Source organism: Paenibacillus sp. LBL (genome assembly GCF_029893715.1).
Taxonomy (GTDB): Bacteria; Bacillota; Bacilli; order Paenibacillales; family Paenibacillaceae; genus Paenibacillus_AQ; species Paenibacillus_AQ glucanolyticus.
This window is the reverse complement of sequence record NZ_JARXYU010000005.1, coordinates 13,565-32,749: the sequence shown is the minus strand read 5'-3', so window position 1 is coordinate 32,749 and position 19,185 is coordinate 13,565. Positions and strand designations below refer to the sequence as shown.

12 protein-coding genes are annotated in these 19,185 nt (G+C 50.3%); 11 read left to right on the top strand and 1 reads right to left on the bottom strand.

Features of this window, described 5'->3' with window-relative positions; all coding sequences use genetic code 11:
- Positions 1 to 165: 165 nt before the first annotated feature.
- From M2277_RS13510 to nikC, 11 genes are all read left to right on the top strand, one after another.
- Complete coding sequence (locus M2277_RS13510; protein WP_280754948.1) at positions 166 to 5,634, top strand: S8 family serine peptidase; 5,469 nt, start codon at positions 166 to 168, stop codon at positions 5,632 to 5,634.
- Between the two features lie 243 nt (positions 5,635 to 5,877).
- Complete coding sequence (gene treC, locus M2277_RS13505) at positions 5,878 to 7,590, top strand: alpha,alpha-phosphotrehalase (protein ID WP_280754947.1); 1,713 nt, start codon at positions 5,878 to 5,880, stop codon at positions 7,588 to 7,590.
- Between the two features lie 26 nt (positions 7,591 to 7,616).
- Positions 7,617 to 9,638: a PTS system trehalose-specific EIIBC component gene (gene treP / locus M2277_RS13500; protein ID WP_148247437.1), complete on the top strand. Its 2,022-nt coding sequence runs from the start codon at positions 7,617 to 7,619 to the stop codon at positions 9,636 to 9,638.
- Positions 9,639 to 9,700: 62 nt separating this feature from the next.
- Complete coding sequence (treR, locus tag M2277_RS13495) at positions 9,701 to 10,438, top strand: trehalose operon repressor (protein ID WP_006210055.1); 738 nt, start codon at positions 9,701 to 9,703, stop codon at positions 10,436 to 10,438.
- A 139-nt stretch (positions 10,439 to 10,577) separates the two neighbouring features.
- Positions 10,578 to 11,360, top strand: coding sequence for an SDR family NAD(P)-dependent oxidoreductase (locus M2277_RS13490; RefSeq protein ID WP_280754946.1), 783 nt, complete (start codon positions 10,578 to 10,580; stop codon positions 11,358 to 11,360).
- 34 nt (positions 11,361 to 11,394) lie between these two features.
- Positions 11,395 to 12,372, top strand: coding sequence for an N-acetylglucosamine kinase (locus M2277_RS13485; protein WP_280754945.1), 978 nt, complete (start codon positions 11,395 to 11,397; stop codon positions 12,370 to 12,372).
- 440 nt (positions 12,373 to 12,812) lie between these two features.
- Positions 12,813 to 13,802, top strand: coding sequence for an ABC transporter ATP-binding protein (locus M2277_RS13480; RefSeq protein WP_280754944.1), 990 nt, complete (start codon positions 12,813 to 12,815; stop codon positions 13,800 to 13,802).
- The gene (locus M2277_RS13475; RefSeq protein WP_280754943.1) at positions 13,799 to 14,797 is read left to right on the top strand and encodes an ABC transporter ATP-binding protein; all 999 of its coding nucleotides are present in this window, start codon (positions 13,799 to 13,801) and stop codon (positions 14,795 to 14,797) included. Before M2277_RS13480 ends, M2277_RS13475 begins: the two co-directional genes overlap by 4 nt.
- A 131-nt stretch (positions 14,798 to 14,928) precedes the next feature.
- The gene (locus tag M2277_RS13470) at positions 14,929 to 16,593 is read left to right on the top strand and encodes an ABC transporter substrate-binding protein (RefSeq protein ID WP_280754942.1); all 1,665 of its coding nucleotides are present in this window, start codon (positions 14,929 to 14,931) and stop codon (positions 16,591 to 16,593) included.
- 38 nt (positions 16,594 to 16,631) lie between these two features.
- Entirely contained in the window at positions 16,632 to 17,636 is a 1,005-nt protein-coding gene (locus M2277_RS13465; RefSeq protein WP_280754941.1) for an ABC transporter permease, read from the top strand.
- 10 nt (positions 17,637 to 17,646) lie between these two features.
- Complete coding sequence (gene nikC, locus M2277_RS13460; RefSeq protein ID WP_063479423.1) at positions 17,647 to 18,543, top strand: nickel transporter permease; 897 nt, start codon at positions 17,647 to 17,649, stop codon at positions 18,541 to 18,543.
- 118 nt (positions 18,544 to 18,661) lie between these two features.
- Here the strand turns inward: nikC and M2277_RS13455 are convergent, their stop codons facing one another.
- Positions 18,662 to 19,102, bottom strand: a complete 441-nt coding sequence (locus M2277_RS13455) for a hypothetical protein (RefSeq protein WP_280754940.1) — start codon at positions 19,100 to 19,102, stop codon at positions 18,662 to 18,664.
- Between the last annotated feature and the right edge of the window lie 83 nt (positions 19,103 to 19,185).

Sequence of the window (19,185 nt, the reverse complement as noted above, 5' to 3'; positions counted from 1 at the left end):
TGATAATCAAATCGATGATGAACTTGTTCTGAAAAGGAGGTGAGGCTTCATGTAAATTTCACTGGACATGCGGGTTCGCTCAGGCTAAGGCGATTCACTGTTTCATGAATCGGAATGGGTCCAACCATTCACAGATTAAAAACCGGGTAAAAGGAGTGGAAAAGTTTGATAAAGTTAAATCGGTTACGCAAGCCTCTCTCCATGGGTCTGTCGCTTCTCCTGGCAGCATCATTCATTCATCCGGTTTCAGCAGACAACACCTCCTCTCAGAAGATTGACATGAAATCCAGCTTGGCCCAGATTGCAACGGACAAGGTCAGCAACAAGCTGAGCAAGCAGTTTGAGAAAGACGATTATGTCACCTATCTGGTAAAGATGAAGGAACAAGTGGACACCGCTTCGGTCTCTAAGCAGGCTATGGAGAAGGCAACGCTGGAGAAGCAGACCCCCTCGGCAACCAAGCTCTCCGTCAGGACTTCCGTTGTAAGTTCATTGCGGGAGACGGCATCGCGAACCCAATACACACTGGAACGTTATCTGGATAAGGCACTTGATCTCGGCAAGGTCAAAGAATATAAAAGCTATTTTATTGTTAATGCGCTGGCAGTGACCAGTACCCAGGAAGTTATGGAGGAGATTGCGCTCCTGCCCGAAGTGGATAAAATTTTGCCAAATGAAGAGCGTTTCCTTCAGAAGGCTGAGGTCAACACGAAGGACGCAAGCACGGAAAAGGAATCGAGTACTCCGAAGACATCCGTACAGGAGCCAGGCGTATCGGTCATTCAGCCTGCGGTTCCCAAGGGAGCCCGTGATGAAGCCACAAACGCTCCTCAACCGCAAACGGAAAATGTGGAATGGAACATTGACTACGTCAATGCCCCGGAAGTTTGGGAGAGGGGCATTGACGGGACGGGAATCGTGGTAGCCAATCTGGATAGCGGCGTGGACTACACCCATCCTGCCCTGAATCGAAAATGGAGAGGTTATGACGCTTCGGGTAATATCGTTGATCCCGAGCTGAGCTGGTATGATCCGCACAGCGGTTCTTCCCTTCCTGCCGATGGAGATGGTCACGGTACCCATACGATGGGCACCATGGTCGGCTCTGAGGAGGATGGGAGCAACCAGATTGGTGTTGCTCCGGGAGCAACCTGGATAGCCGTACGGATATTCAATCCGGGAACGACAGATGCCATCATCCTTGACGGCGGACAATGGCTTATTGCACCCGTGGACGCGGAAGGCAATCTGCATCCAGAGCTGGCCCCTGATGTGGTTAACAATTCATGGGGCGGAGGCGCCGGATTGGACGAATGGTTCCGGCCTATGGTCCAGGCCTGGCGTGATGCACAGATCTTCCCCGAGTTCTCCGCAGGCAATGTGCGGCCGACGAACCCGGGCGGACCGGGTTCCGTTGCCAACCCTGCCAACTATCCGGAGAGTTTCGCCACCGGGGCAACCGATATTAACGGCAACCTAGCCTCTTTCTCCTTACGTGGTCCTTCGCCCTATGATGAGATCAAACCTGAGGTTTCAGCACCGGGGGTAAATATCCGATCCTCTGTGCCAGGTGGTGCTTATGAAGGAGGATGGGACGGCACTTCAATGGCAGGGCCGCATACAACCGCGCTGGCAGCTCTGCTGCTTCAGGCTAATCACTCTCTAAACGTCGATCAGCTGGAGCAGATTATCATGGAGACGGCCACGCCTCGAACGGACAGTCAGTATCCGACTTCACCCAACAATGGGTATGGTCACGGAATCATTAATGCATTGGATGCTGTAGGTTCGGTGGTAGAAGGCATCGGCACCGTATCGGGCAGGGTTGTAACCGCAGGCGATGATCTGGAAGAGCCGGTGCTTGAGCATACACAAGTGAGCTCGGCTTTTACGGGGATTGACGTTCCGCTTACTGCGCGCGTAACCGATAATGTGGGCGTCACCGCTGTAGAGGCCTTTGCAAGAACAGCGGGCACAAGCCAGTACGTCTATCTGCCGATGAATCGCATAGCCGGGGATAGCAAGGATGGAACGTACACGGCGGTCATTCCCGCTTTTCTGATCGAATCGCAAGGGCTGGAATACTATATTCGGGTCAATGATTACGGCAATAACGGATTTGAGAGCAGCGTCTATAAAGTTGAGGTCTCGGACGGTGTGCAGCCTGGATATATCCAGGATTTTGAAGAGAATAATTTGGGCTTTACCGCAGGCGGGACAGGAAGCGCCTGGGCTTGGGGATCACCAACAAGCGGTCCAGGAGGTGCATATTCCGGAGACAAGCTGATCGCGACTAACCTCGAGGGCACGTACGGTGCGAACAGCAACGCCTATTTGCTTGCACCTCCAATCGACCTGACAGACAGTCCGGAGGGTGGCCTGTTAACCTTCAAGCATTGGTATGACCTGGAACGAAATATTGATTGGGGCAAAGTATACATTGCCGCCGAGGAGAATGATTTTGCTTTTCAGGAGGTACTGAGCTTTACGGGGACCAGTGGAGGCTGGGTAACACAATATGTGGATTTACGGGCCTACGCCGGACAGCAGGTGTTCGTCCAGTTCAATCTGACGAGTGATGCTTCGGTTCAGAAGGCAGGGTGGTACATCGACGATTTTGAAATTCAGGCACCGGATGACATTGCTCCGGGAGCGCCAAGCGGGCTGGCCGTTTCAGCCGATATATTGGGCAATGCAACCTTAAACTGGACCGGTCCGGATGCTGAGGATCTGAAGTCTTACACCGTATATCGATCCACCGCTTCGGGTACAGGCTATGAAGCGATTGGAAATACGGCGGCAACAACGTACACGGATACAACAACTGTCACCGGTTCTACTTATTATTATACCGTGGCGGCTGTCGATTACAGCGGCAATGAAAGCGAGAAGTCGAGCGAGGTGTCCATTGACATCGTGGTGCCGGAGGACATCTATACCGATCATTTTGATGGCAGCAGCGACAACGGCTGGACGCATTCCGGCGTCAAAGATGAGTGGGAACGCGGTGTTCCGGTTTCGGGACCTGGCCATGCATTCTCTGTACCCAATGCGTGGGCGACTGATCTGGACAATACCTATGAAAGTGGTTCGAATTATTCCCTGGTATCCCCGGTTGTGGATTTGACCCAGGTTACCGAAGCAACATTGACCTTTAATCATTGGTATGAAATTGAGGGAGGATACGATTACGGTTATGTTGAGGCCTCTTCCGATGGAGGAAACACATGGTCCGAGCTCGGGAAATTCTCTCACAATACCAACGGCAAGCAATGGACACCGGTATTTTATGATCTTGATGCATGGAAAGGAAACGAGGTCCAATTCCGATTCAGGCTGACCTCGGATAACAGTGTGGTGAAAACGGGCTGGTACATCGACGACTTCCGGATTCTTGGCGTTGCTCCTGGAGCGGTCACCAAGGATACTGCGGAAGTACTGCATAGTGACAAGCCGAAACCGGCCTATGATAATCCTTGGTACAAAATTAGCAGAACCGACAAGTATGAATTCAATCAAAGCAAGCAGCCGCAGCCGGAAGCTGGGAAACCGGGAACCGGAGAGGTGACACCGCAAAGCCTGCCTGCAAGCGCAACGGTTACGGTGCTGGAGACCGGGCGTTCGGTGAAGACTGATCCGGCAACTGGCAAATACAGTTTCTCTCATGTTGCAGGTGATTACACGCTGAAGGCCGAGGCCTACGGATACTATCCGAGAACCGAAGTCGTTACGATTACTGATGGCGGATCGGCAAAAGCCAATTTCAATCTGGAAGCCATCCCGCATGGACAGATTGAAGGTGTTGTAACCGACGAACGTACAGGAGAACCGGTCAGTGGGGCTAGCATAGCAGTTCTGGAAGATCCACGGGTCGGTGATGTGCGCACAGGGGAAGACGGCAGGTTCACCCTGGATGTCCTGGAAGGCACCTATACGTTATCGATTCTGGCTGCGGATTATTATGGTGAAACGGTTGGAATTACGGTTCCTGGCAACGGAACAGCTGAGGCCAATGTGACCCTTAAACCGTTTATCGGATTCCCTGGCGAAATTGCGTATGACGATGGCATACCTGAAAATGCCAGAGCCTTCGTAGCAGCGGGCAATGCCTGGGCGGTACGGATGACGCCGGAACACGAGGCCGCGCAGCTTACGGGCGCATCGCTCCGCTTCTGGAACACCGAATGGCCGCAACCAGGCGGCACCGCGTTCCAATATGCAGTGTATGACGTTTCGGGCGAGAATGGAGCGCCGGGTCGTTTGCTGGCAGGTCCTTTTGACGGAACCGCACTGCGCAACGATCAATGGACCACAGTTGAATTCCCAGAGCCCGTTGTTGTGCAAGGCGATTTCTACATCGTGTACGTTCAGACGGAGGCAGGAAACAATGCCCCTGGGCTTGCAACCGATGAATCGGGCGAAAATGCCTTAAGAAGCTGGCAGCGTGTAAGTGGTGCCTGGAGTCAGGCTCCCGCAGAAGAGGGCAATTACATGATCCGCGCAGTGGTGCGTTATCCAGTTAATGCACCCATCATTACGTCACCTGTCAATCATGCGTACACGAATGAACAAACGGTGACCCTAACAGGCACTTCTCCGGCATCGGGTGCAGAGATCCGGATCTACAACGGCGAGGAAGCGGCAGGGACCACCGTTGTTGAGAATGGGCAGTTTACGCTGAATGTGGAGCTGACACCGGGAACCAACTCGCTCACTGCCGAGGCTGTAGTCAACGGAAAGGCTACAGATCGCTCGCTGCCGGTAGTTGTAACGCTGGATCAGACTGCCCCGGAATTAACGATTGTGACTCCTGAGGAAGGCAGCCACACCAATACGGAGGTGGTCCATGTTACCGGCAGCGCCCTTGATGAATTCATTGACACGCTGACCGTGAACGAACAGCAGGTACAGCTCGGTGAGGACGGAAGTTTTACGCATCGCGTACTGGTCAACGAAGGCGAGAACACGATAGCCGTAAAAGCCAAAGACCTTGCAGGCAATGAGTCGACGGTAACTCGTACCGTCTATGTAGATACCGCATTGCCGGAAATAAGCAATATCTCACCAGCAGAGGATGTTCGAATTACAGCGGGGGAGACTGTAACGGTCTCCTTCGACAGTGTTCCGAATCTTCAAGCCTCTTTCCGAATTGAGCTTCCTTTGGATCTGAGTGCGCAGGGACGAGGCGAAATTCCATTGACCGAGACGGAATCCGGTCACTACTCGGGGACCTACACAACACCGTCCAGCCTGGTGCTGGATGGTGGAATCATAGTGATCCGGGTGCGGGATGCGGCCGGCAATACATCCGAGGCTGAAGCTGGCGGAAGGCTGTATGTATCTTCCGGCCAAGGAGAGAACCCTGAACCGCCGACCAATCAGGACCCCGTGGCCGTGATTCAGGCTCCGTCTAATGCAAAGAAGAAGAAAAATGTTGAATTCGATGCTCGCTCCTCCGTGGATGAAGACGGCGAAATTGTGAGTTATGTTTGGGATTTCGGGGATGGATCAACCGCTTCGAAGGCCAAAGTCAAGCATAAATTCAACAATGCAGGAACGTATACGGTGCGTTTGACCGTTACGGATAATGAAGGAGGCGTGAACAGTGCTGTTCACACCATCATCATTCAGTAAATGTAACCAAATCGCTGATGGTATCGTGATATGTGAAAGGTAGAATGGATAATCGAACAGCCCCGGGTCCTGTTGATTCAACAGGCCTGGGGCTTTGTTTGTCTTGTTTATTTTTGTGAGTGGTCGTCTAATTGTTGCAAAAATGGGTATTTAATTGATAGATGGTTGACAACCTGTATATACATGTTATCATTTCTTCATAGACAACCTGTATATACAAGATGATGAGGAGGACGCCGTTTTATGCATGCCATAGGGAACCCGCTCCAGGATTGGTGGAGAACTTCCACCGTTTATCAGGTATATCCGAAGAGCTTTAATGATACAACTGGCCGTGGTACAGGCGATATCCGCGGACTTATGGAGAAGCTTGATTATATAAAGGGGCTTGGTATCAATATCGTGTGGCTCCAGCCGGTCTACGTTTCTCCGCAAAATGATAACGGTTACGATGTTGCAGAATATTGCAGTATTGATCCCGCTTTCGGTACCATGGAAGATTTCGACGAACTTGTAGCAGAATTGAAAAAGAGAAATATGCACTTGATGATCGATATCGTTGTGAATCACTCATCCACCGAGCATCCATGGTTTAAAGAGGCAAGAACATCCAGGGATAATCGCTATCGCGATTATTACATCTGGCGAGATCCCGGAACCGATGGAGGTCCACCTAATAACTGGAAGTCCAAGTTTGGGGGACCTGCCTGGCAGTATGACGAAGGCACAGGGCAATATTACCTGACTCTTTTTGACAAGACACAGGCGGATCTGAACTGGGAGAACGAGAAGGTCCGAGAGGAAGTCGTTGATATTCTCAGGTTCTGGGCGGACAAGGGCGTAAGCGGATTTCGGATGGATGTCATTAATCTGATATCGAAAGATCCAGATTTCCCGGATGATGACGGCTCCGTGTCTCCCGGAGACGGCCGCAAATTTTATACCGACGGACCGCGGGTGCATGAGTATATCAAGGAACTGAATGAAAAAGTGTTCAAACCGTATAACCTGGTTACGGTCGGGGAAATGTCCTCTACAACCCTTGAACATTGCATCCGTTATTCGAATCCGAAGGAGAACGAATTCTCGATGACCTTCAACTTCCACCATCTGAAGGTGGATTATCCGAACGGGCAAAAATGGGAGCTCAAGCCTTATGATTTTGAGGAGCTGAAAAAGGTGCTATCCGATTGGCAAACCGGCATGCAGCAAGGCGGAGGCTGGAACGCTCTGTTCTGGAACAACCATGATCAGCCGCGCGCGCTTACAAGGTTCACGGATGATAAGGAATACCGGACAGAAAGTGCGAAGCTGCTTGCTACTACACTTCATGGGCTTCAAGGCACTCCTTATGTTTATCAAGGGGAAGAAATCGGGATGCCGGATCCCAAATGGAATGATATGTCCGAATTTCGGGATATCGAATCATTGAATATGTACGAGATTCTTCAGCAGCAGGGCAAAACGCCGGAAGAAGCTGCCCATATTGTGACCGTACGGTCCCGGGATAATTCCAGACTGCCTATGCCGTGGAATGACGGTCATCAGGCCGGTTTTACGACAGGCACGCCATGGATCAAGATCGATGAGCGGTATCCCCTGATCAATGCACAAGCTCAAGTGGAGGATCCGCATTCGATATATCACCATTATCGCCAGCTCATTGAGCTGCGTAAGAACCTTCCTGTTCTAACCGACGGGGAATACGTTCGGCTGGATCAAGGACATCCCGAGGTCTATGCCTATGCCAGAAGAACGCAAGAGCAGACGCTCATAGTAATTTCCAACTTTAGCAGCCGCAGCGTTTCGTACGAACTGCCACCGAATATGTGGGGGAAACCGGACATGGCTTCCGCGCAGCTGCTTATCCGCAATACGACGGAACAACCGGAGCTTGCCGAGGTTGTGAAACTTCAACCATATGCCTCTTATATGTGGCTTATTGAAACCAACTAAATTTATATAGTCAGGAGCGTACAGCTATGGCCATTGATCGCAAAAATGTGGAGCGAATTGTCGAAGCAGTCGGTGGAAAAGACAATATTGAAGCCGCCACGCATTGCGTTACACGATTACGATTTGCCCTTGCGGACGACAGTAAGGTTGATACCAAAGCTCTGGATGAGAACGATCTGGTGAAGGGGCAGTTCTCCTCTCAGGGTCAATTTCAAGTTGTTATCGGACCAGGTCTGGTGGACCAGGTCTACAATGAAATGATGGATATCACCGGTGGAACAAGAGCATCCAAGGATGATGTGAAGACCCTTGCCAGCAAGAAACAAAATCCGATTCAGCGGGCCATTAAGACGCTAGCGGATATTTTCATTCCGATTTTGCCGGCGATTGTCATGGCAGGTTTGCTGCTCGGCATTAATAATCTGCTTACGGGTCCAGGTATCTTCTACGAAGGACAATCCCTGATTCAGGTGCATCCCGAATGGGCGGATGTGGCATCCATTATCAATCTTATCGCAAGTACGGCATTTACTTTTCTTCCCGTCCTGATCGGCTGGTCGGCGGTACGGCAGTTTGGGGGCAACCCGCTGCTTGGGATCGTATTGGGATTGATTCTGGTTAATCCGGATCTTCTGAGTGCCTATCAGTATGCGGACGCCAAACTGGAGGGCACGGTTCCGGTATGGAATTTATTCGGTTTTGACGTTGAGAAAATCGGATATCAGGGTCAGGTGCTGCCTGTTCTGGTCTCCGCTTATATATTAGCCAAGATCGAGAAGTTTCTGGACAAGCGTGTTCATGATTCCATCAAGCTGCTTGTTGTGGCGCCCGTTGCCTTGCTGGTCACCGGCTTCCTCGCATTTATCCTGGTGGGACCTATCACCTTTGCCATTGGCAACGTCCTCACTTCAGGACTGGTCAGCATTTTCGATTCGTTTGCCGCTCTTGGCGGCCTGATATACGGCGGATTGTATGCGCTGCTGGTTATCACGGGAATGCATCATACGTTCCTTGCGGTAGATTTCCAGCTTATCGGCAGTAACGGAGGAACGTTCTTGTGGCCGATGCTGGCCTTGTCCAACATTGCACAGGGTGCGGCCGCGCTTGCCATGATGTTCATTCTGAAGGAACAGAAGGCCAAAGGGCTTGCTGTTACGTCATCGATCTCCGCCTTTCTGGGCGTAACCGAGCCAGCTATCTTCGGGGTAAACATTCGTCATAAATATCCTTTTATATTCGGTATGGTCGGATCCGGAATTGCCGGCGTGCTGCTGGCAGTCAACAACGTTCTGGCTTCTTCGATCGGAGTCGGTGGTATTCCGGGCTTCCTGTCCATATTCCCTAACCAGTGGGGCGTGTTCTTCCTGGGGATGGCGATTGTACTGGTTGTTCCGTTCACGGGAACCTTGTTGTTCGGACGTTATCAGATGTCGAGGCCAATCAGAAACCAAGGGAAGGAAATTCCCCAAGATAACGTTGAAAATGAACGGACGGACGGTGCGACTGCAGCCCCAACCCGTTCTTCCATATCCTCTGTTTCTGAGGCAAGTACTTCAGCAGATGCTTCCAAGAAGGTTATGGTGGATATCGCTGCGCCGATGAACGGTAAAGTCGTGCCTTTGGCTGAAGTTCCGGACCCTGCGTTCGCTGAAAAACAAATGGGGCAAGGTATTGCCATCATTCCGTCGGAAGGGAAAGTCTACGCACCGTTTGACGGTCAGGTCGCTCATCTGATCAAGAAGAGCAAACATGCGATTATTTTGACCGATACTAACGGGGTCCAGATCCTGATCCATGTGGGAATCAACACCGTCTCCTTAAAAGGGGAGGGATTCATCGCCCATGTAGAGACGGGGGATGCCATAACCAAGGGACAATTGCTGCTTGAATTCGATATCCATCGTATTGAACAAGCCGGCTTGCCTGTTATCACGCCGATCATCGTACCGGATGGACAGGAACTCATTCAGGAGGTTGTGGAGTATGAAGGAGAGGCCGTTCAAGGTCAGACCCGCGTGCTTCAAGCCGTTTTGCATTCTGAAATCTGACGGTACCTGTGGAGCATGTAATCATCGCTGGATCATGGTACAATAGCTGATGGTGATAAGGGATGACAAACAATATTTATTGGACGCTTTACAAAGATTATGCCGAACAAATCGATACGGGAATTCTCCAGGCCGGCAGTAAGCTGCCATCGGAGAACGAGCTTGCCGCCACCTATCAGATTACAAGGGAAACGGTTCGCAAAGGACTTAATTTGCTCGCGCAAAACGGGTATATCCACAAGGTTAAAGGCAAAGGCTCCTTTGTTCTGGATACAGGCAGATTGAACTTTCCGGTATCGGGTCTGGTCAGTTATAAAGAGATGGCTGAACGGTTAGGCAGAAGAAGCCGAACCTTTGTGTATGAAACGAAATGCGTCCCTGCAGGGGAGAGCATAGCGAAGGAGCTTCAAATCCGTCCGGACCAGCTCGTGTGGAAGGTGATTCGCGCCAGGGAGATCGAAGGGGAACGCATCATCCTGGATATTGATTGTTTGCTTGCCGACATCGTCACGGGTTTGACGAAGGAAATTACCGGCGATTCTATTTTTCAATATCTTGAGCAAGAATTGCATTTGAAAATCAGTTATGCCAAAAAAATAATTTCTGTTGAACGTGCTACAACCATGGACCACGATTACATGGATCTTGGAAACGATACACATGTCGTCGTAGTCCGGGGTTACGTTCATCTGGAGGATACAACACTCTTTCAATATACGGAATCGAGACACCGGTTAGATAAATTCCAGTTTGTCGATTTTGCCAGAAGAGAATCCAATGTGGAGCATTGGAACAAATAAAAGATAGAAGTGTCAAGCAGCCGCGATGAGATCGCGGCTTTTGCTGTTGCAGCAGCGGAAGGAGGGAAAATCATCTCCTTTGTTGAAGGTATGATAGTGACAACGATTCGGAATATCAAAGTAAAGGAGCCGATCATATATGGACTTAGGACTCAAAGACAAAGTTGTATTGATTACCGGAGGGACCCGGGGCATTGGCCTTGAAACGGCAGTCACGTTTGCTCTTGAAGGCGCAAAGGTGGCTATTTGTGCAAGGGATGAAGAGCAATTAGCTGCTGCGGCTGAACATATTCGAGATTCAAGCGGATTTCAGGCGCTGACGATAACGGCGGACGTGACTCAATCCGAGGAATGCTTGACGGCGGTAAGGGATACCGTTCAACATTTCGGTCGACTCGATATCCTGGTGAACAATGCGGGAACTGCGGCAGCGAAGCCATTCGAGCTGATTGAAGACGAACAATGGGCATCCGATCTGGATCTCAAGCTGTTCGGCGCCATTCGCTTTTCGCGTGCTGCGATTCCGCATATTCGTAAGTCTGGCGGCGGGGCGATTATCAATGTCACAACGTCCTGGGCCAAGACGCCGCCGGCTTCGTCCATGCCGAGCAGTGTCAGCCGGGCAGCCGGACAGGCCATGACCAAGGCCATGAGTCATGATCTGGCATCCGATCAAATCAGAGTAAACACGGTATGCATAGGAATGATCCGCAGTGCACAGTTGGAGGAGCGGTGGAAGCGGGAGGAGCCAGGGCTCTCATGGGAGCAATATGCTCGGGACCCGCGCCACAAGATTCCGCTGGGACGCATTGGAGATACGGATGAAGCCGCAAAAGTCATCGTTTTTTTGGCATCCGACGCGGCCTCCTATGTAACCGGAACTTCCATCAATATCGACGGCGGTTCAGCCCCGTCTTTGTAAGGTGCCAGAATAGGATTTCAGGAGGATCTTGGAGATGAATGATCAGGTAGTGATTGGGATTGACGGAGGCGGGTCGCAAACGCGCGTCATGGTCAGTGACTTGAATGGTAATATCCGGTCATATGCAGTTGGCGGCGCATCCTCGATACATAAGGACAGCAATGCGCACAAAAATGTTCAAGAAACCATTCAATCGTCGCTTTCTATGGCGCGCTGCAGCCTGGACCAAGTCATAGGACTATATGCGGGAATAGCGGGTTACGAGTCCGATCAAGATCTGGATTGGGTGACCCGTTTAACCGATGTGGAGGGGCTGCAATGCCCGAAATGGTATGTCAACGATTCCGTTGTCGCGCACGCAGGTGCATTCATTGGGAAGCCGGGTATCGTGGTTGTATCTGGAACGGGCTCCATGATTTTAGCCATAACGGAACAAGAGACACCGATCAAGAATATCGATTTTCACCATTATGCCGCCAGCGCAGCGAGATTTCTTGCGTATGATGCGGTGTACCAAATACTGGCCGGGAATATTCAACAATCGGATGAAACGCTGGTTCGCAGCGTTCAGAGCTATTGGAATGTTGAGAATATGGAACAGCTTCGCCTCTTGGCGGCCGCAGGATTTATGGAAGAGAGCAAGGAGCGCAACAAGAAGTTTGGAGACATGGCACCAATCATCACGATTGCAGCTGAAGCCGGAAGTCCATTGGCCCAGAATGTGTGTGATGAAGCCATGAAGCAAATCATGGTAGGCGTCGAGATTCTGGGATCGTTCTTTCAATCGGATCACGTATCGGTTACGGGAATTGGCAGTGTCGTGAACAGTCCCTATATGAAATTAAAGTTTAATGAGAGCCTGCGATTTGGGAAAAATAAACAGTATGTTTACAAGGCTCCTGAATTGTCGGCCGCATCCGGAGCTGTGATAAAGGCACTTCAGCATGTGAGTGTACCTGTTGATGCCCGTATGATTGAGTTCATGCGAAGACACCCTCATGCAGCGTGGTAGAGTCCGATGAAACCTGTTGCGAAATCACCTTTAAAGCATTTGATCTTGGATCAGATGCTTTTTTTTGTTTGTTAAATGGAGAGCAGTTGCCGAATTATATTGAATTCATGATATGAAATATTAATTTAATGAATTCTATAGCATGATATTTCCATTGGCTGAATTCTGGCTGTCAGGCTAGTAGCCCATTCTAGTTTTTTTGTAAAATATTTCATGAACATAACATAGAAAATATAGTAAATATTTCTTGTCTAACCTAAAAAAATGATGTAAAGTAACATATCAAATAAACTATATTTGGTTTGATGTCAGAGTTTTTTACATATTAATTGACCTGAGTTCAATTTTATGCTGATTTTCGTCGAAAGGTCACGGGCTATGGAAGGATGAGTCGAAAAAGGCTGCAAAATCTATCTTATCTACAGAAAAGAGGCTGTAATATGAGTCAACCTATTTTGCAGATTCAGGATTTGCACACGCACTTTTTTACGGACCGAGGTGAAATACCCGCCGTGGATGGTGTGAGCCTATATGTTAGGCCGGGAGAAGTGCTTGGAGTTGTTGGCGAATCAGGCTGCGGCAAGAGTGTCACAGCGCTTTCGGTATTAAAGCTGATTCCGCAGCCTCCGGGTAGAATCACTGGCGGTTCGATTTTGTTTAAGGGGAAGGATATCGTCCCGCTCAAAGAGCGTGAGATGCGTACTATTCGCGGCAATGCCGTTTCTATGATTTTTCAGGAGCCGATGACGTCGCTTAATCCGCTCCTTACGGTTGGCCAGCAAATTAGCGAGACCATTCGCCTCCATCGGGGGCTAAGCAGGAAACACGCTCGAGAGCATACGGTTGAGATGCTGAAAAAGGTTGGCATTGCAAGGGCAGTGGAGATCATCGATGAATACCCCCATCGACTATCCGGCGGGATGCGACAGCGGGTCATGATTGCGATGGCGATTTCGTGCAATCCTGAACTGCTCATTGCCGATGAGCCGACTACTGCGCTGGATGTGACGATTCAGGCTCAGATTCTGGATTTGATCCGCCGCTTGAATGAGGAATATCAAACCGCGGTGATGATGATCACGCATGATCTCGGTGTTGTCGCGGAGATGTGTCATCGGGTAGCAGTAATGTATGCCGGGAAGGTGGTTGAGGAAGGGAGTGTGCGGGATATATTCAAAAAACCGCTACATCCGTATACTCAGGGTCTTATCAAGTCGGTACCCAGGATGAATGAGCAGCATCGCCGGTTGTTCTCCATTTCCGGCAACGTGCCGGTCTTGAATACACAGATGAAGGGCTGTCGGTTTGCCGAGCGATGTCAGAACGTGATGCCGCTGTGCTTGGAGAAGCTTCCGGAGTTGAAGGAATATGAAGAGGCACATAGCTGCCGCTGCTGGCTGCACGAAACGCCGAAGGAGGAAGTCGTATGAGCGAACCGTTACTGCACGTGGAGCATCTCAAGAAATACTACCCGCTGGGAAGTCGGTGGTTCGGAAGATCGCAGCAGCAAGTCGTCAAAGCCGTTGACGATATTTCGTTTTCCGTGGAAAAAGGTGAGACGTTTGGATTGGTAGGGGAAAGCGGGTGCGGCAAATCCACTGCGGGCCGTTCACTGCTGCGTCTGATTGAGCCGACGTCCGGCAGGGTTCGGTTTGATGGGCAGGATATCACGGATTTATCCCCGGAAGAGCTCCGGCGGAAGCGCAAAGATATGCAAATCGTGTTTCAGGACCCGTTCTCTTCTCTGGATCCGCGGCATACTGTCCAGCGGATATTGGAGGAACCGCTCATCGTGCATGGAGTAGGGAATGCAAAAGAGCGACAAAACATCATCAGCCGCTTGATCGATGTCGTCGGCTTGACGCATAGCCATCTTCAGCGGTATCCGCACCAATTCTCTGGCGGACAACGTCAGCGAATTGGCATTGCCAGGGCGTTGGCGCTCCAGCCCAAGCTGATCGTTGCGGATGAACCCGTCTCGGCACTGGACGTGTCGATCCAGTCGCAGATTGTTAATTTGCTGCAGGATTTACAGGAGGAATTTGGCCTTACCTATATTTTTATCGCGCACGACCTGAGTGTGGTCAAGCATATCTGTGACCGAATTGCCGTGATGTACCTCGGGCGGATCGTGGAGATTGCCGAGAAAAACACACTCTATTCCTCGCCGCAGCATCCATATACGAAAGCGCTTTTTTCCGCGGTGCCTCAGCCGGACCCGGATATCAAAACCGAACGAATCATTCTGCAGGGAGAGCTGCCAAGCCCCGCAAACTCGCCTGTTGGCTGCGCATTTCACACACGTTGTCCAATGGTGATGGACATTTGCCTGAACGAGCGGCCCGAGCTGAAGGAAACCGAGCCCGCCCATCTGACAGCCTGCCATTTGTATAACGGGGCGAATGCAACCGAAAAAGCGATTTAAGACGTACGTATCGCAACCATTTATTTATAGCTGTCGAAGCACTTTTCTTCTTTCCGGTTTATAGTCTGGACAAGTTGTCCGGCCTCATATAAACAAATGAAATATTCGGTTGAATAGAAGGGAGCCAGAATATGAAAGTGAAAAGATGGAGCAGTCTCGTTATGGTATTGATGTTATGCACCGTTGTTGCCCTTGCGGGTTGCAGCGGCAGTAAGAGCAGCGGCAATAATGGTGCAGCAGGAACGGATACGGGAGAAACAACAGAACCGAATAACCCGTCACAGTCCACACAGGATACGTTGATTGTCGGACGGGGCGGGGATTCCTCATCCCTTGACCCCTCAATTGTAACAGACGGCGAATCCCTCAAAATCACGCACCAAGTGTTCGACTCTTTGCTGGAATATAAGGAAGGAACAACCGAGGTTCAAGGATCGCTCGCCGAAAGCTGGACGGTTTCCGAAGACGGGCTGAAGTATACCTTCAAACTTCGCCAAGGCGTGAAATTTCATGACGGAACCGATTTTAATGCGGATGCCGTGGTATTCAATTTCACCCGCTGGTCCGATCCAAAGAGCGAATACAAGTATGAAGGCGACTCCTTTGACTATTATGACTCGATGTTTGGTACCGATGGAAAACGGGTCATCAAGGAAGTTAAAACAGTGGATGCCAATACCGTTGAATTTACGCTGAATCAGCCGCAAGCACCATTCCTGCAGAACCTGGCGATGACCTCCTTCGGTATTGCCAGCCCTACGGCGATTCAAGAGAAACAAGCCAGCTTCAAGAACGAGCCGGTTGGCACAGGACCTTTTGTGTTCAAAGAGTGGAAACGCAATGATTCGATTACACTGGAGAAGAACCCGAACTATTGGAGAGAAGGACTTCCGAAGCTGAATAAAGTGATCGTTCGCTCCATTCCCGACAACTCTGCACGCTTCAATGCGCTGCAAAGCGGGGAAATCGACCTGATGGAAGATTTGAGCCCGGACGACTTGGCAACACTTGAAAGCAATCCGGATCTGCAGAAGATCGAACGTCCCTCTAACAACGTTGGTTATGTCGGCTTCAACCTCAAGAAAAAGCCGTTTGACGACGTGAAAGTAAGACAAGCCCTGAGTTATGCCGTCAACAAACAAGCGATTATCGATGCCTTCTTCGCTGGACAGGCCGTACCGGCCGTCAATCCATTGCCGCCATCTCTGTGGGGGTATAACGACAGCATTCAGGATTATGAATACGATTTGGAAAAAGCGAAGCAGCTGCTGGCTGAAGCGGGTTACCCGAACGGGTTGCCGGACGAATACACCTTCTACGCGATGCCGGTTCCTCGTCCTTACATGCCGGATGGTAAAAAGGTAGCGGAAGTGATTCAGGCTGATTTCGAGAAAATCGGTGTGAAGGTCAAAATCGAATCACCCGAATGGGCGACGTATCTGGATGATGCGCAAGCTGGAGAAAAAGACGACCTCTTCATGCTCGGTTGGACGGGAGACAACGGAGACCCGGACAATTTCCTGTACACATTGCTTGACAAAGATGCCATCCCATCCAATAACTACAGCTATTATGCCAGTGACAAGCTCCATGAAATTTTGATTGCCGCTCAAAAGGAAACCGAACAGACCAAACGCGAGGAGCTGTATAAAGAAGCTCAAGTCATCATTAAAGAGGATGCACCATGGGTACCCCTCGTGCATACGACACCTCTCCTTGCAGCCAAAGCAAATGTGAAGGGATACGTACCGGCTCCTACAGGAACGGAATACTACTATAACGTTTATTTTGAATAACGGGCTGTACCACAACGCCTTTGGCAGGTGAATCTATCTTGAAATCCTATATATTGAAGCGAATATTCATCATGATTCCGGTTCTGATCGGGATGACCATCATCGTGTTTTCTATCATTCATGCCATTCCGGGCGATCCCGCTGAGACCATTCTGGGACAAAAGGCGACGGAACAGTCCAAGGAGGCTCTTCGTGAGCAGCTGGGGCTTCATAATCCGTGGTATCAGCAGTATTTCTCCTATATCGGAGATTTGCTGCAAGGCGATCTTGGACAATCCATCCGTACCAGGGTGCCGATTGCCGAAGAAATCACACCGTATTTGGCAGCAACCGCTGAATTAACGTTTGCTGCCATGGCCTTTGCCATCTTTTTCGGCGTCAATGCGGGAATCATCAGCGCCTGGAAGCACAATTCATGGTTTGATTACATTAGTATGCTGGTCGCATTAATCGGGGTTTCGATGCCCATCTTTTGGCTTGGGTTAATGGAGCAGTGGATATTTTCCTTGGAACTGCACTGGCTGCCTTCGATCGGTCGGATGAATCAGCGTGACCCGGTAGAAGCCGTAACGAATTTGTACCTGCTTGACAGCATCATTGCCGGACGCTTCGATCAATTGTGGACGGTAGTCAAACATCTGATACTGCCCAGCGTGGCACTGGGCACCATCCCGATGGCGGTTATCGCCAGGATGACGCGATCGAGCATGCTGGAGGTCATGAATTCCGATTTTGTCCGCACGGCTAAAGCCAAAGGACTGTCCCAATTTTTCGTTGTTTACAAGCATGCGCTCAAGAATGCCTTCATCCCTGTGCTTACGGTTATCGGCCTGCAGACGGGCGCCTTGCTTGGAGGAGCGGTATTAACGGAGACCATCTTCGCATGGCCTGGTATCGGCCGCTATATTTATGAAGCGATTAGCTCACGGGATTACCCGGTTATTCAGTCCGGAATTCTGATCATCGCTTTTATATTCGTTGTCATCAATCTGATTGTGGATTTGCTGTATGCAGCAGTCGATCCGCGTATCCGCTACCGGTAGGAGGGAAGCTATGCCACAGATTACAACACACCTGAACGACAGCTCTGCCATTCCTTCCGAGAAGGTTTCCGGACCTTGGCGTAATGCGTGGAGAGCTTTCCGCAAGAACAAAATCGCGATGGCTGGACTGTTCATGATTATGTTCTTCATTGTCATCGCACTGCTCGCGCCATTAATCGCGCCCTATGATTATAAAGCGCAGGAGCTTGCCGACCGGTTAAAACCTCCGTCAGCTGAGCATTGGTTTGGAACCGATGATTTGGGACGGGATTTGCTCAGCCGGGTGCTGCATGGAACGCGCATCTCATTGTGGGTCGGTACATTTTCCGTGCTTGGCTCCATCATTCTGGGAACGCTGCTCGGTATTCTGGCAGGCTTTTACGGCAAGTGGATAGATATGATCATCTCGCGTTTCTTTGATATTTTGTTGGCGTTTCCGAGTATCTTGCTGGCGATAGCCATCGTAGCCATCCTGGGCCCTTCGCTGCAAAATGCGTTATATGCCATTGCCATCGTCAACATACCGACCTATGGCCGATTGGTTCGCGCTAAAGTCCTCAGCTTGAAGAACGAGGAGTACATCAGCGCTGCGCAGGCTATAGGGATGAAGAACAGTGGAATTCTGAGACATCATATTCTGCCGAATAGTCTGACTCCAATCATCGTGCAAGGAACGCTGGGCATCGCGACGGCCATTATTGAAGCGGCTGCGCTCGGATTTTTGGGCCTTGGCGCCCAGCCTCCCGCTCCGGAATGGGGAAAGATGCTGTCTGATTCGCGTCAGTTTATCGCAACGGCCCCATGGACGGTGATTTTTCCCGGAGTTTCGATCATGCTGACGGTACTCGCCTTCAACCTGATGGGGGACGGTCTGCGCGATGCTCTGGATCCGCGAATGAAAAGTTAATATACGATAGCAATACGACTGAATCACAGGAATGACGCTTTCGTCACGTTTATATGAAGAATCAAGGCAGCCGATGATCGGCTGCCTTTTTCAATGCAACTTCTATAGGAAGCATGCTCTAATCCGTATATACGGAAGCATTAAAGCATTCTGCTCCTGTTCTGCCCATATCCAGCACAAGTGCAGTCACATACATGGTATATACCAGAAGACCGGTTGGGGGAGGGGTTACATTATAGTCTGCAGCGACAAAGGAGACACTTTGGCTTTGAACCTGGGAAGGCTGATATTGTACATAAGTGGTATGGATAACTGGATCCGTTGTTAAATAGCCTCGCATGACATCAATTTGAATAATCGGAGCAAATATATCTTCACTTAGTATATAGAAGCCAACTTGCCCAAGAAGCTGAGTACGGAGGATACCGGTTGTATCGGCAGGCACACTCAAACCCACTTGACCGACCATGACGGGGGTGTCCACCACAAAACGTTCCATGGAGCCTGGGAATGCTATGGGCCAGTGATTGGAGGTGCGTGCATCTAAAAATTTTGTCAAGGCTAGCTTCACCACCTGTTCTATTAAGTCTGTCCATTGCTAGTAGTATATGATGTTTTGTATGATGGCTTGGACGAACATTT